The following is a 13,867-nucleotide window of genomic DNA, read 5'->3' as shown; positions in this document are numbered from 1 at the left end:
TTTATTTAAACTTTATTGTATGGTTTGGTCAATGAGTTAGTAGCTTGCACTCAGTTGTAGTCCCGAGTAGCTCGAATAAGCGCGTAACATCACATGGTAAGTTCCCGCTTGAGTCACGGTAATCGAACAGCTTTCATTGTTCCCGTTTTTATAGGGACGGCAATCATAGCTGGTGGTCGTTGGGGTAGTGCCTGCTTTAACATACAGGTCTACATCTCCAGTTCCGCCACTGGTGGCAATGTTGAGTTGGCTATTGGCTGGAACCACTATCTTATACAGTTTCTCTGTTGCCGTTGCCCCGCTTAAATTCGTGACAGGTACGCCATTGGTTAAGCAGTTTGCATCGGTGCAGCTTCCGCCACCATTCAGGTTATAGCTGGCTGTCAGTTGGGCATTGGCGTAATTATTATAGCCTTGCACCATCACATACCACCGACCCGCCGTAGGTGTGGTGAAGTTACAGCTCTCGTTGTTGCCATTTTGATAGGGGCGGCATTGGTAGCTTGTTGTCGTCGGTTTTTGTCCTTGGCTGACATAAATATCCGCATCACCAGAACCACCCGCTAGATTGATCCCTAAACTTGCCGCATTGACTGGGACATCGATGTAGTAATACGTCGCAGAACCTGTGGCACCACTGATTGCGACACCCACATTATTTTGCAGCGGTGTTTCATCGACGGGGCAATTATTGCCACAGCCACCATCATCGCTTGCAAGTGAAAACAGTAACTTATTCGGTGAACCTGTTTTAGCGTCTGTAACTTTATTTGACGTGGCGCGCGTCGTGAGTAAGTTTGTCACCTGTGCGGGAGAGAGATTTGGATTTTCATCTAAGTATAATGCGGCAACGCCTGCCACATGTGGGGCAGCCATTGAGGTACCACTTATGGTATTAGTCGCTGAATTCGAGTTATACCAAGCGGACGTAATGCTCGAACCAGGCGCATAGATATCAAGGCAAGTCCCGAAGTTAGAAAAACTCGAGCGGGAATCGTTACTGGTGGTTGAACCAACCGTGATGGCATTTACCGCCCGTGCGGGTGAGTAATTACAAGCGCTGCTGTTGTCGTTACCCGCCGCCACTACGAAAGTGACCCCTGCGGCAACTGCGGCATTGACTGCATCATCAGTTGCTTGGGAGGCGCCGCCTCCTAAACTCATGTTTGCGACGGCGGGGCCGGAAGCATTGTTTTTCACCCAGTTTATCCCTGCAATCACGCCAGAGTTACTACCTGAACCTGAACAGTTGAGTACTCTGACGCCCACAAGATTGACGTTTTTAGCCACACCGTAGGTAGCGCCGCCAACAGTTCCTGCCACATGGGTACCATGGCCGTTACAGTCAGTCGCATCGTAATCATTATCCACAAAATCATAGCCACTGCTGGCGCGACCACCAAACTCATTGTGAGTATTAAGCACGCCAGTATCGATCACAAAGGCGGTTACACCAGAGCCGTCGAAATCCGTGTGATAGTTACTATCCAATGGCAAGTTTCGTTGATCGATTCTGTCTATGCCCCAGGTCGGACTCGGTTGATTGGCATTGGCTTCAACCATAGGCGTTACTGACATGATTTGATCTTGTTCTATGTATTTCACATTTGGATCTTTACGCAGTGCTTTAATCTGTTGGGCGCTGGCCTTGATGAGCACACCATTGAGCACATTGCCAAAGTTTTTCATCACAGTGACATCATATTGGTTGACTAAACTCTCGGCTTGTTTCGTCGCGAATTCAGCTATGGTGTTGTTATTACTTAGATTAAGAGCGCTTGGGGTATTGAATACAACAATGTAAGTATCTTTGATGGCTTTAGATTGCGGGACACTTACCATACTCGCTTGGTATTCATTAGCGTTAACAGGGAAGTAAGCAAGTCCAGTTGCGACCGCGACTGCAATTAAATGTTTCTTATGCATGTTGAACTCCATTTTCTTTTTATGTCTCCACGGACTTCGAGACATAATTCAATGTAGAAGGTATTTTCAACCTGCCCAGTTCGATGCTTAAGGTATATCTAATTCATAGGGTTGAAATGTAACACTTGATTTACAATTTGACCGTGGGTGACTTTTTACTTAGCTAAAGAGTGAGGTGTACAAATAAGCGTCAAAATAATAACTATTAGTCTATTAAAACAACCGAGTTTGTAAAAGTGGTGATTTATCAAGCGACATTTAGTCCGAATCATAAACTGTGAAGCAGCGATAAATTCCGTCTGCTACTTTTTTGACATTCACCGCTGAAAAGAAGTCAGTCTAAAGTAGTGTTTTGACTAATGCTGAAATAAAGGCTTGGATTTAAGCGATTTAAAGGTTTTCCATACCGTTAAATGCATCTTTATTGTGATTTATTATGCGGGTTGTTTTGCACAGGTTATGGCAGGTATTAGAGCCGATGTGACCGAGAGGCATTATAGCCACTCGGTCAGGTGACGTGATTAAGCTTTTTGCGTTAACACGGCAAATTTCACTAACAATTCGTCGTTAGATTCGACACGGTTTTGATCTGGGTCGATGCAATCAATGGGGCAGACAGACACGCAAGTCGGTTTGTCGTAGTGACCCACACATTCGGTGCAACGGTCTGGATCGATTTCATAGATCTCTTCGCCCATAGTGATGGCCTGATTAGGACATTCAGGTTCACACATGTCGCAATTGATGCAGCTATCGTCGATCAGTAGTGCCATGATCTTAACCTAGTTCATGTGGGTTGCGAGTATCCTGACCTTGGGGCAAGTTACGCAGCAAAATACCGTGGCTCAAATCGACTTCTTTCGGCACGGGTAGATACACAGTGTGCCCAGAACCTAAACCGGCTTCAACTGCTTCAGCTTTGCGATTTTCGAGTTGTTCAATCGTCAAACTGATATTGCCTTGCGGCGTCATCAGTTCAACACTGTCGCCAACGGAGAACTTGTTTTTTACTTCAATTTCGGCCAATCCTGCAAGATTACGTTTTCCCGTCAGTTCACCTACAAATTGTTGGGTGTCACTAACTGAGTAGCCATAGTCATAATTTTGGTATTCATCATGCACATGGCGACGTAAAAAGCCTTCGGTATAACCACGGTGGGCTAGGCCTTCTAATTGATTCATTAGACTGCGGTCGAAATCTTTACCCGATGAAGCATCTTCAATCGCGCGGCGATACAGTTGTGCGGTACGGGCAACGTAATAGAAGGACTTAGTGCGGCCTTCAATTTTGAGCGAGTCTATGCCCATTTTAGTCAGGCGCTCAACGTGCTGAATGGCCCGTAAGTCTTTAGAGTTCATGATATAAGTGCCGTGCTCATCTTCGAAGGTGGGCATGTATTCGCCGGGGCGATTGGCTTCCTGTAGTAGGTAAATTTGATCTGTGGGGGCGCCTGCGCCTAAGGTCGTTGGCGTTTCAATTTGCACCGCATTTGGCAAGGCAATGATGTCACCGCTGTCATTTTGCTGCGCTTCGTGTACATCGTATTTCCAGCGACAAGCATTAGTGCAGGTGCCTTGGTTAGGATCGCGTTTGTTGATATAACCCGAGAGTAAACAACGGCCTGAATACGCCATACACAGGGCACCATGCACAAACACTTCAAGCTCGATATCGGGGCAGCGCTGACGAATTTCTTCGATTTCATCTAAGGACAGTTCGCGTGACAGGATCACGCGTTTGATGCCTTGGGTTTGCCAAAACTTTACCGAGGCCCAGTTGATGGCATTCGCTTGCACGGATAAATGCACCACTTGATCAGGAAACGTTTCACGCACCATCATAATTAAACCGGGATCGGACATGATCAGTGCGTCAGGCTTCATCGCCACTACGGGTTCCATGTCCTTGATATAGGTTTTTAGCTTGGCATTGTGGGGCGCGATATTGCTCACCACATACAGCTTTTTACCGAGTGCATGGGCTTCTTCAATCCCAGTGGCAAGGTTTTCCATTTTAAAGTCATTGTTACGTACCCTTAGACTATATCTTGGCTGACCGGCATACACTGCATCTGCGCCATAGGCAAAGGCGTAGCGCATGTTCTTTAAGGTTCCAGCTGGAGACAGCAGCTCAGGTTTAAACATAATCACTCTCAAATGGGTTAATAAATGACGCGGTGCGCGGGGGCGGCATTTTACACAATGAAAGTAGGGGTATGCAAATTGCCTTAGTTAACTTTAGCAGTACTTCACATTTTACGAATATAGTGAGTTTGGCTTAGATCAACTGGAGCGGAATATTTCAACTTGAGTGATGATTAAGGTCGATGATCAAGACAGATAAGTAAGGCAAAATTGATAACGCAATCATACAAATTATTAACGTCTGCAGTTTTTTCTACGCATCTAATGACAGCCAACTGATATACTCCAACAATCCAATGTTGATGTTTACAGATTGATGGGAGTTAAGATGTCTACCGAACATCTACTGTTAGTCAGTTTATTAAAAAAACTAAAAGACGATGCCTTAGTACTACCGACCTTGCCTGAAGTGGCGATGCGGGTGCAAGAAGTGGTTGGACGCTCCGATGCGAGCCTTAAACAAGTGGCAGAAGTGATCGGCCAAGATGCCGCGATTTCTGCGCGTATTATTAAGGTCGCTAACAGCGCGCTATATAGCCGAGGCGTACCCGCTGAAAGTATCAACAGTGCGGTTTCTCGTATTGGGTTAATTCAGATTAAAAGCATTGCCACTTCGGTGGCGATGGAGCAATTATTCATTTCCACCAATGAAATGGTGTGGGAAGTCATGGACGAAGTGTGGCGTACCTCAATCGATGTAACCGCTGCGTCTTGTGCCATGCTGCAGATGTATAATAAGCGCCATTCAACCAGTCGGTTAAATTTTGATACCTTAACCTTAGCTGGACTCGTGCATAACATTGGCGCCTTACCTGTATTAACAGAAGCGGAGGCGCATCCCCATTTATTCACTAGCATTGATCAATTACGCGCGCTCGTACGTAAAATGCAAGGGCCTTTGGGTCGTGCTGTTTTGAAAAGTTGGGATTTCTCTACCGAAGTGATGGAAGTGGTTGAGCGTTGGGCTGATTTACCTTATCTACCCGATCATGTCACCTATCTCGACTTTATCCGTGCAGCGGCCTTTTATACCGGTGAATTGCGAGCGGGCACTGAACTAGAGCAACGTCTCGGTGTGTTTGTCGCCCGTGGATTACCTGTGACGACCGATGATTTAGCCAGTGATGAGTTTATGGAAAAATTCCATTCAATTAGAGAAAGTTACCAATAATCGTTAGGCCTAAATGGAATTCAAATGGCGCTGATATTCTTTATCGTGTCATTTGAGAACAAGCTTACGTGGTATGGCAGAGGCCAAGGTATGTTCGTAATCGGGTTAGTTGTCGCTTCTCTCGCTTTATTGATATTTTCATTGTATATCCTGCAGTCAAAGTACAGATCTTTACGGTCGCAGCAAAAATTTTTAGCACAGCTTTGTACCCAGCTAGAGCAGCAAAAGGTTGAACGCCAAGCTTTAGACATTGGCATCGTCCCCCAAGCGTTTGTTCCTCTCTACCATACTTTAAATGAATTATTAAAGGCGTTACCGGCAAGTGTGGGTAAGGATAAGCTAACAGGACTTGTTAATCGTGTCGGCTTGAAACGTACTCTTACTGGCATGATGCCGCTGACTCAAGGGACATTAGTGCTAATTGATATTTATCGATTTCGCTATGTGAATGATCTCTTTGGTTTTGTGTTTGGCGATATCCTGCTGAAGCAATTTGCCGAACGCTTAAATAGCTTAAGTTTATCCCCGAGATTAATCGCACGCCTCAATGGTGATGAATTCTGTTTATATTACGAGCAAGCGTTGACTGAGGAGCAATTAGTCCACTTAAGAGGGCGGTTGCAAGTGCCTTTTAACATTAAGAACACGCCAGTCAGCGTTAAGCTTCAAATCGGTTGTCTGCATTTACAAGAACACCACGCCGACACGAGTCAGATGCTACGTCGAGTCGATTTGGCGCTGAAGAAAGCCCGCCATTCTCGTAGTGCGATTGCTTACTATGCCCAAAATGATGATATTCGTCAGTTAAGGGAACTGAAAATTATCGATAGTTTGCCTAAAGGTTTGCAACGTAATCAAGTATATATGGTGTATCAAGCTAAACAGGATATTGCCACGGGTCGATGTTTTCAGGTTGAAGCCTTGATGCGTTGGGAGCATGACGAACTCGGGATTATTTCTCCTGGAGAATTTATTCCCTTAGCTGAATATGCTGGCATGATTGATTTAGTCAGCCAATGGGCACTCGATCAGGTTTTAGCACAGCAGGCAAAATGGCGCGCGGCAGGGATACAATTGTGTGTTGCAGTTAACCTCTCGACACGGGATCTTGACAGTGAAACCTTACCCCAAGAAATTGCTGCAAGATTAGCCTATTACCAGCTCCCACCCGAATCCTTGATGATCGAAATTACTGAAAGCACCTTAATGGCGGATTTGACTAAGGCGGTTGAGACGTTAGGAAAGATACGTGCCTTAGGGGTTAGACTTGCAATTGATGATTTTGGTACGGGTCATTCTTCCTTAGCTTATTTAAAGCATTTACCCGTTAATGAAGTCAAAATCGATAAAGCCTTTTTAAAGGATCTAGAGCAGGATAAACCGTCGGAATACATCCTCGAAGCCAGTATTAATATTGCCAAAAAACTCGGTTATGAGGTAACTGTTGAAGGAATTGAAACGCTTGAGATTAGAGATAGGTTAGTGGCTATGGGGGTTGATACTATACAAGGCATGTATTACGCGAAGCCCATGAGTGCCGCCGAACTCGAAATGAACTGGGCCCAACTACATAATACAATCTAAACCTTGTGCTCATTAAAGTAAGCGCTCGTTAAATCAAATGCTCATTAAATCAAATGCTCATTAAATCAAGAGTATTAAGGCTTGCAGCCGAGCCTTAATACTGTCCAGTTATCGCTTGAGTGATTTTTGTTGCCTTTGCTTATGTCAAAATAAGCTCGGGAAATCGCGCGAGTACTTGTATGTAAGAGTATTAGCTTTGTTCGCTTGATGTGAAACCAAGACTTAATATGGCGATTAACTCTGCCGGCATAGGCGCTAATTGACGGGCTTGATTCATACACACCATTTCAATGGTTGCCGTAACAGCAGGCTTTTTACCCTGTGGGCGCCAAATCTCCTGCTGCCACACAGTGCGATACTTACTCTCAAAGTAAAACTTAGTGCGAACATCGATAATATCGGCAAATTCCACCCCCTCATGGCACAACATATCGCTACGATACACAGCAAAACCCAGTTGGTTTTGTTGCCATAATGCACTTAAACGCTCAGCACCAATCACATGTTCACGGGCGCGCTCGAAGTATTTCAAAAAGTTGGGGTGATACACAACGCCAGAAAAATCAGTATCTTCATAGTAGATTTGCACTGGGAAAGAAAAGGTCTGGCTAAATTGCGGCATGGGGCTAGGGCTATTCTAGATAGTTTTATTGCGCAATAGTCTAGCGGCTTATCTCTTAAAACAAAACCTCTAATGCGGAGAGATAAAATCGCTGTTAAGGGAAATGTGCAGACGACTTTAGGTCGGCAACGGCGATGCTTAATCTGGAGATGATTGACAATGTGACGACTGAAATCGTCATTAGATTCGATTATGGGACGCTTTTCTGCTTATAGATAAAATGCTTGTTACCCAAAAAATATCACGCTAATCAGGCAGTAAAATCACACTATCGTGCCTAATTCATTAATCCCTTCCTATACTGATAACTGCAATCCCTTTCTTACGTTGATTTGCTAGGTTGAGAGCTTTATATGAGCGAAATTAAAAAATCAGAAATATTGACTGAGAGTGGCACAAATGAACTCGAAATTATTGAGTTTCATCTACATAAGACACTTCCTAACGGTGGCCATAAGGTGTGCCATTACGGTATTAATGTCGCCAAAGTGAGAGAAGTAATTAGGGTGCCAGAAACGTCAGATTATCCCAATGCCCAGCGGCACATGGTTGGGGTGTTCTCGCTGCGAGAAAAGTTGATTCCTTTGGTCGATCTTGCCGGTTGGCTCGGAATATCGACACCAGAGGATTTAACCCACAAAGTGGTCATAGTGACTGATTTTAATAAGATGATTAATGGATTTTTAATCGATAGTGTTCGTAGCATCCATAGAGTGTCGTGGGAGCAAGTTGAATCGCCGAGTCAATTTTTAGAAGCGGGTGAAAATGATTGTGTCGTTGCCGTAGTGCGCCGTGATGGCATGCTCATTATGATATTGGATTTTGAGAAAATTATTGCTGACATTAATCCTGAACTGAGTATGGATAAGTACGATGTCACGCTCGATAGAAGTGTACTGATCAATGATAAAATGCTGGCGAAACGTGAAGCGAAAACGATTTTAATTGTCGATGATTCCGCTTTTATTCGTAAGATGATCGAAAATACCCTTCGCAGCGCAGGTTACAACATTATCACAGCCAAAGATGGTGGTGATGCCCTTGAAATGCTAATGGAATTTGAGAATCTTGCTGACCAAGATAATGCTTCGATCTCTGATTTTGTCAGCGCCATTATTACGGATGTTGAGATGCCTCGCATGGATGGCATGCATTTGGTGAAACGCTTAAGAGAATCCAAGGCGTATCGACAAATGCCAATTGTGATGTTTTCCTCTTTAATGAGTGAAGATAACCGCGCAAAGGCGATGGCATTAGGTGCTAACGATACCATTACTAAACCAGAAATTGGTCGTATGGTCGGTATGATAGATAAATACGTATTCGAAGAGTAATGCCATTTCATTTAGTGGCGATATTTGAATATGGGGTATTCGAGTCATCGCTATCAACGTCTTGACTGCTTCTTTAATGACAAACCATATCAAAGTAAAAAGCCATATTCACCGAGGCGAATATGGCTTTTTTGTAGGGTAAACGTTGTTTACTAGCGAATGATCATTTGATCGCGCTCTGGTCCAACAGAAACCATGCTAACGCGTACACCCATTAAGTCTTCAATACGTTCAACATATTGTTGTGCGGCGACTGGCAGGCTTTCGAAGGTGCGACAACCAGTAATATCTTCGCTCCAGCTTGGCATTTGCTCATACACTGGGCTTAACGCAGCAGTTTGTGGCCAAATTGGGTTCTCAGTGTGTTCACCAGCATAGGCAACACAGATTTTCAGATCTTTCATGCCAGAAAGACAATCAATCTTAGTCAGGGCAATTTCGGTTGCTGCTTGTAGCTCAACACCATTACGGGTGGCAACAGCATCAAAATATCCCATGTCACGTGGACGGCCTGTCGTTGCACCAAACTCGTTGGCATTTTCGCGGAAGGCGTCTTGCTCTTCCATTGCGGTCACTAACGTGCCTGTGCCGACTGATGAGCTAAAGGCTTTCGCGACAGCAATTACGCGCTCTGGACGCAGAGCTGGTAAACCGCTGCCGATACCCGCGTAAGCCGCAGTCACGTTTGAAGATGTGGTATAAGGATATTCGCCGTAGACTAAGTCGCGGCCAGCACCTAATTGCGCTTCAAACAGTAAGCTCGCATCTTGTTTTTGTAATGCTTTTAATGGCCCAGTCACATTACAAATAAACGGACGCCAAGGTGCCGTCACTTCTAATAACCATGCGGTCATTTCGGCGGCGGTTTGATTAAAATCGCAACTTGGATAAAGTGCTTTTAACTGTGGCAATTTCCAGTCGAGCATAAATTGAATGCGCTCTTGCAGCACTTCAGGTTGGTTTAACCAACCGACTAAAATGCCTTTTTTCATCACGCGATCGCCATAGGCTGGCGCAATCCCTTGACGGGTTGAACCATAGGCGAGGTCGCCAAGACGTTGTTCTTCTAAGGTATCTTCTAATGCATGTAGAGGTAAGCACAGGGTAGCACGGTCAGAAATGCATAATTTGACTTCAATGCCAGCCGCTTGCACTTCAGCAATTTCTACACTGAGTTTTTCAGGGCTGATCACCATGCCAGGGCCTAAAACTGCAACGCAGTTAGGGTTGAAAATGCCACTCGGTAATTGGTGTAATTTAAAGGTGCCATAGTCGTTGACGACGGTATGGCCAGCGTTGTTACCACCTTGAAAGCGAATACTGGCAGCGGCATCCGCGGCTAAATAATCTACGATGCGGCCTTTGCCTTCATCACCCCAATTTGCACCCACAACCACGATCGACGGCATAACAACATCTCCTCATTGATTAAGACGCTATGCTAGACCCATCATTTGAATAAGAGAAATTAATTATGGTTATCATCCCAATAAGAATTTCATATATCATTGGCTATCATTAACTCTAATACTTTGCAAAAGGTGACGTGATGCTCGATATCCATTGGTTAAAGACCTTCGTGACTTTGGCTGAATACAAGCATTTTGGGAAAGCGGCCACAGCGCTGCACATGACGCAGCCCAATGTTAGCTTGCATATTAAGCAGTTAGAGCAAAGCACTCGAGTCAAGTTGATTGACCGTAATCCCTTTCGATTAACGCAAGCGGGATTTCGCCTGTTAGAGAGCAGTCAGAAGACGTTAATGGAGCTGCAAATTTGTCAGGCGGATCTCAATGCGATTAATGACCTTAGCCAAGGCACCTTGACCATTGCCGCCAGCGACATTATCTCGCGGTTATTGTTAATCCAGCCGTTTCAGCTCTTTAAGGCGGAGTTTCCGGGAATAGATTTCTCGCTGCTCAACACAACCTCATCACAAGCCTCTGAATTGGTAAAAAATGCCGAGGCCGATTTAGGGTTTGTGATTGCGCAGAAGGAAAGTCAGCCACTGCATTTTACTGAGCTACAACAGATTAAATGGTGTGCAATCGGAGATAATTTACAGCAATGGCAGCAGGCAAAACCCTCTGTGGATACGCCCTTAGCCGAGCAACCGACGTTGATTTTATTAGGACACGATACGCGAACCCGCGAATTGTTAGATCCCGCATTACCGTCGCTGAACTTATCGAATTACAGAATAATGGAAGTCGGCAGTGTTGACGCGCAAATCGATTGGGCTGAGGCGGGATTTGGTGTGGCGATCGTACCGGAGTTTTCGGTTTACACTAAGGCGAATCTCACCACTAAAGTCACTCCTCTACCGCAATTCCCTACTACGAGTTTAGGTTATATTGTGCGCCAGAATCAGATCCTGTCGAAGGCTATTAAGCAGCTGTTATATTGGGTGAATCAAGAGATCATTCGCTCGCAGCGGTAATCTATCATTCGCTTGTAGCGATAGTGGATTAGTCAGCGACTAAGAGCAGTTTGTCGTATTGGCCTGTGGCTTTTAGCTGTGATAAGCCAGCGTCGAGTTGGCTTGCTAAGGTTTGTGCTTGCGGATTTCCTTTCGAGAAGGCCAAAAAAATATCGCTGCTGTGGTTAGCAAATGCAGGAATAATCTCATCATCTACCCCCATTTTTTTCAGGTTTTCCTTGGCGACTAAGTCGAACATCAAAGCGGCATCTATGCGACCAATCAACAATAAATTGATCAGCTGTTGTTGGTTGGCGACGGTGACGATATTGAGCTGTTGCTGTTTAACTAATGTGGGAAACTCATCGCCATATTCATAGCTTTTAATCACGCCGATAACGGTGCCTTTAGGTAGCGCCCATTTATTGTCTGCCAGAATAGGTTTTTGTTTCTTTTGATAAAAAGAAGCCGTGGCGATAAATAATGGGGTGTTTCCAAAGATGAAGCGTTGCTCAGTACTGTTCTCGCGGGTGACGTTAAACACCCCATCAACCGCACCTTTTTCCGCCATCATTAAGGCACGGGAGTAGGGTACAACTAAGCTATTCACTTCAATATGCGACTGTTTAAATGCGGCTTGGATTAAACGATGGGAAATACCTTGACCAAACTGATTGGCGAAAGGTGGCCAACTGTCTTCTGCGGCTAAGGTTATGGCTTGAGGTTGCGATTCTGCTGGTATTGCATTGCTTTCTTTAGCGAGTGCCATGTTGCAAATAATGGATACGAGCAATAAAACGATGCTAAGTATCAATGCTGACGGCAAATTTAATGCCTGCTGCATCCTGAGCCTCATTCTGTTCCCTGCGCGCATTTTGCTTCCATCTCCCCGCTTAATATATGGCTTTTATAGCATAAAGAATTATATCTAGACTAATAATTTGAATATTAATTACTGATAGTTAGTCCTTTTGTGACGTTTATAGGATATTTCAACAACCTCAGTTTACTGTGTGCGGGTCTATTATTTTTATGTTGTGTTTCAGGGGAATTTTACGCTGGGCAACACATGAACTGGCTTAGCTTTCTTGCTAAGTAGAAGAAATTGAAATGGATAATCTGCCATCAAACGAATCGCTAAATTGTTTAGTGAGGTTCGTTTGATGGTGATGTGTGTTGATCTTAGCTGCGCTATTTGACCTTAGTGGCTTGCATAGTAATCCAAGTCTTATAGGGCTGATACTTGTCATAGCACCAATGGAATAGGGTGCTGTAGAAGAAGAAAAAGATCAAAAAAACCGCTTCTAAGCCCATGGCTGCCAACCAACCTATCTGTAGAAACCAGGCGATGGTCGGTATGCTAATGAAAATAAGTCCCCCTTCAAATCCAAAGGTATGCAGTATTCTGGTTTTCAAAGTGCGTTGCTCTCGATTTGCCCCAAATACCCTGTCGAATCCTAGGTTGTAGAAGTAGTTCCATACCACGGTATAAAGACTCAAAGCGATACCAACTATGACAAGTTCACTGGTTCCCTTGCCTGATATAAGGGCAGAAACGGGGATAATAATAGCGAGTGCAATCGCTTCAAAGAGTAAGGCGTTAAAGATACGTTCTGTCGTTTTCATGGCTATTTCCCATTCATTTAATGTGACTATGGCCATGATTTTATCTAGTATAGGGATAAGTTATAGTTAGATAGTATCGGTAAAAGCGATATGTTTAGTCTCGAACAACTCGAAGCCTTTATGGAAACCGTAGAATCGGGTTCATTTTCGAATGCTGCAAGGCAACTTAAGAAAGCACAATCCGTGATTAGCCAGCATGTGATGAATCTTGAAATTGACTGTGGGGTTGAGTTATTTGACCGTTCGGGTCGTTATCCTGTATTAACGGCCGAAGGTAGTAAATTACTGCCCTACGCAAGAGCGACGATTCTTCAACATCGTAGGCTCAAACATACCGCCTTATCGCTCTTTAGTAGTCAATCTTCAGAAGTGTGCCTTGCGATGGATGAAGGCATTCCGATACAGAGAATATCTGAAATTATTCGGTTGTTAGAAGGTGATTTCCCTAATATCGAACTAGAGTTTCTCAGTGCCTCAAGCATAGATATTATCGACATGGTGCATTCGGGAAGAGCATCTACAGGATTGATTTTTAGTGAATTATCTATGCCAAGTAGTATAGATTTTGAGAGTATTGGGGTGATTCAATTCGATCTTTATGTGGCGAGTTCGCATCCCTTAGCAAAATCAGTTGCACCGAACATGGACTCATTGCGACTGTATCGACAATTACTCATCCGCTCACGGAATACTAAAACCAGTAGTTTTCAGCAGGCGTTCAGTCCTGATGTTTGGTATGCCGATAACTATTACGTGTTATTGGAGCTCGCATTACAGGGCCATGGTTGGTGTCTATTGCCCGAGCATATGGTGTCCAATTTAGTTTCATCGGGTAACTTAACTCGCGTCCCCATAGAATTTGAGCAGATAGGCTGGCATGCAAACGTCGATGTGATCCAGCATCAAGATAAAAGCAGCCTGCCATTATTGAAACGACTCAGACAACTGTTTAGAGAACTCTTGGTTGGACAGAAATAAATGGTTGGACAGAAATAAAGCAAAGCATAAATAAAACCCCAGTTAAGTGAGTACTCTACTGG

12 protein-coding genes are annotated in these 13,867 nt (G+C 44.3%); 5 read left to right on the top strand and 7 right to left on the bottom strand.

The window, feature by feature from the left end; all coding sequences use genetic code 11:
* Positions 1–36: 36 nt before the first annotated feature.
* The 3 genes from KFE26_RS00265 to yegQ form a co-directional block, all read right to left on the bottom strand.
* Positions 37–1,926, bottom strand: a complete 1,890-nt coding sequence (locus tag KFE26_RS00265; RefSeq protein WP_212599312.1) for a S8 family peptidase — start codon at positions 1,924–1,926, stop codon at positions 37–39.
* 521 nt (positions 1,927–2,447) lie between these two features.
* Positions 2,448–2,699: a YfhL family 4Fe-4S dicluster ferredoxin gene (locus KFE26_RS00260; protein WP_212599311.1), complete on the bottom strand. Its 252-nt coding sequence runs from the start codon at positions 2,697–2,699 to the stop codon at positions 2,448–2,450.
* Positions 2,700–2,703: 4 nt separating this feature from the next.
* Positions 2,704–4,071, bottom strand: coding sequence for a tRNA 5-hydroxyuridine modification protein YegQ (gene yegQ / locus KFE26_RS00255; RefSeq protein ID WP_028761422.1), 1,368 nt, complete (start codon positions 4,069–4,071; stop codon positions 2,704–2,706).
* A 328-nt stretch (positions 4,072–4,399) separates the two neighbouring features.
* Here yegQ and KFE26_RS00250 point away from each other — a divergent pair, with 328 nt between their 5' ends.
* On the top strand, positions 4,400–5,242 hold the full coding sequence (locus tag KFE26_RS00250; RefSeq protein WP_028761421.1) for an HDOD domain-containing protein: 843 nt from the start codon (positions 4,400–4,402) through the stop codon (positions 5,240–5,242).
* A 90-nt stretch (positions 5,243–5,332) separates the two neighbouring features.
* Entirely contained in the window at positions 5,333–6,826 is a 1,494-nt protein-coding gene (locus KFE26_RS00245) for a bifunctional diguanylate cyclase/phosphodiesterase (protein WP_212599414.1), read from the top strand.
* A 190-nt stretch (positions 6,827–7,016) separates the two neighbouring features.
* Here the strand turns inward: KFE26_RS00245 and KFE26_RS00240 are convergent, their stop codons facing one another.
* Positions 7,017–7,448 (bottom strand): thioesterase family protein, encoded by a 432-nt coding sequence (locus KFE26_RS00240; RefSeq protein ID WP_212599310.1) that lies wholly within the window; start codon positions 7,446–7,448, stop codon positions 7,017–7,019.
* A 353-nt stretch (positions 7,449–7,801) separates the two neighbouring features.
* On the opposite strand from KFE26_RS00240, the gene KFE26_RS00235 reads away from it, so the two are divergent.
* Positions 7,802–8,782 (top strand): chemotaxis protein, encoded by a 981-nt coding sequence (locus KFE26_RS00235; protein WP_028761419.1) that lies wholly within the window; start codon positions 7,802–7,804, stop codon positions 8,780–8,782.
* A gap of 152 nt (positions 8,783–8,934) precedes the next feature.
* Here KFE26_RS00235 and KFE26_RS00230 read toward each other — a convergent pair whose 3' ends face one another.
* On the bottom strand, positions 8,935–10,191 hold the full coding sequence (locus KFE26_RS00230) for an adenylosuccinate synthase (RefSeq protein ID WP_212599309.1): 1,257 nt from the start codon (positions 10,189–10,191) through the stop codon (positions 8,935–8,937).
* 140 nt (positions 10,192–10,331) lie between these two features.
* Here KFE26_RS00230 and KFE26_RS00225 point away from each other — a divergent pair, with 140 nt between their 5' ends.
* Positions 10,332–11,222 carry a LysR family transcriptional regulator gene (locus KFE26_RS00225; RefSeq protein WP_028761417.1) on the top strand — a complete coding sequence of 297 codons (891 nt, stop codon included), beginning with the start codon at positions 10,332–10,334 and terminating at the stop codon, positions 11,220–11,222.
* 28 nt (positions 11,223–11,250) lie between these two features.
* On the opposite strand, the gene KFE26_RS00220 is transcribed toward KFE26_RS00225, so the two are convergent.
* Both KFE26_RS00220 and KFE26_RS00215 read right to left on the bottom strand, forming a co-directional pair.
* On the bottom strand, positions 11,251–12,075 hold the full coding sequence (locus tag KFE26_RS00220) for an ABC transporter substrate-binding protein (protein ID WP_131523266.1): 825 nt from the start codon (positions 12,073–12,075) through the stop codon (positions 11,251–11,253).
* A gap of 317 nt (positions 12,076–12,392) precedes the next feature.
* On the bottom strand, positions 12,393–12,827 hold the full coding sequence (locus KFE26_RS00215; RefSeq protein WP_168822865.1) for a PACE efflux transporter: 435 nt from the start codon (positions 12,825–12,827) through the stop codon (positions 12,393–12,395).
* Positions 12,828–12,917: 90 nt separating this feature from the next.
* On the opposite strand from KFE26_RS00215, the gene KFE26_RS00210 reads away from it, so the two are divergent.
* Positions 12,918–13,805 carry a LysR family transcriptional regulator gene (locus KFE26_RS00210; protein ID WP_212599308.1) on the top strand — a complete coding sequence of 296 codons (888 nt, stop codon included), beginning with the start codon at positions 12,918–12,920 and terminating at the stop codon, positions 13,803–13,805.
* Positions 13,806–13,867: the final 62 nt, after the last annotated feature.

This window comes from Shewanella sp. M16, from assembly GCF_018224605.1.
Lineage (GTDB): Bacteria > Pseudomonadota > Gammaproteobacteria > Enterobacterales > Shewanellaceae > Shewanella > Shewanella oncorhynchi.
Note: the sequence above shows the minus strand (reverse complement) of the source record. Positions and strands in the feature narration are given on the sequence as shown.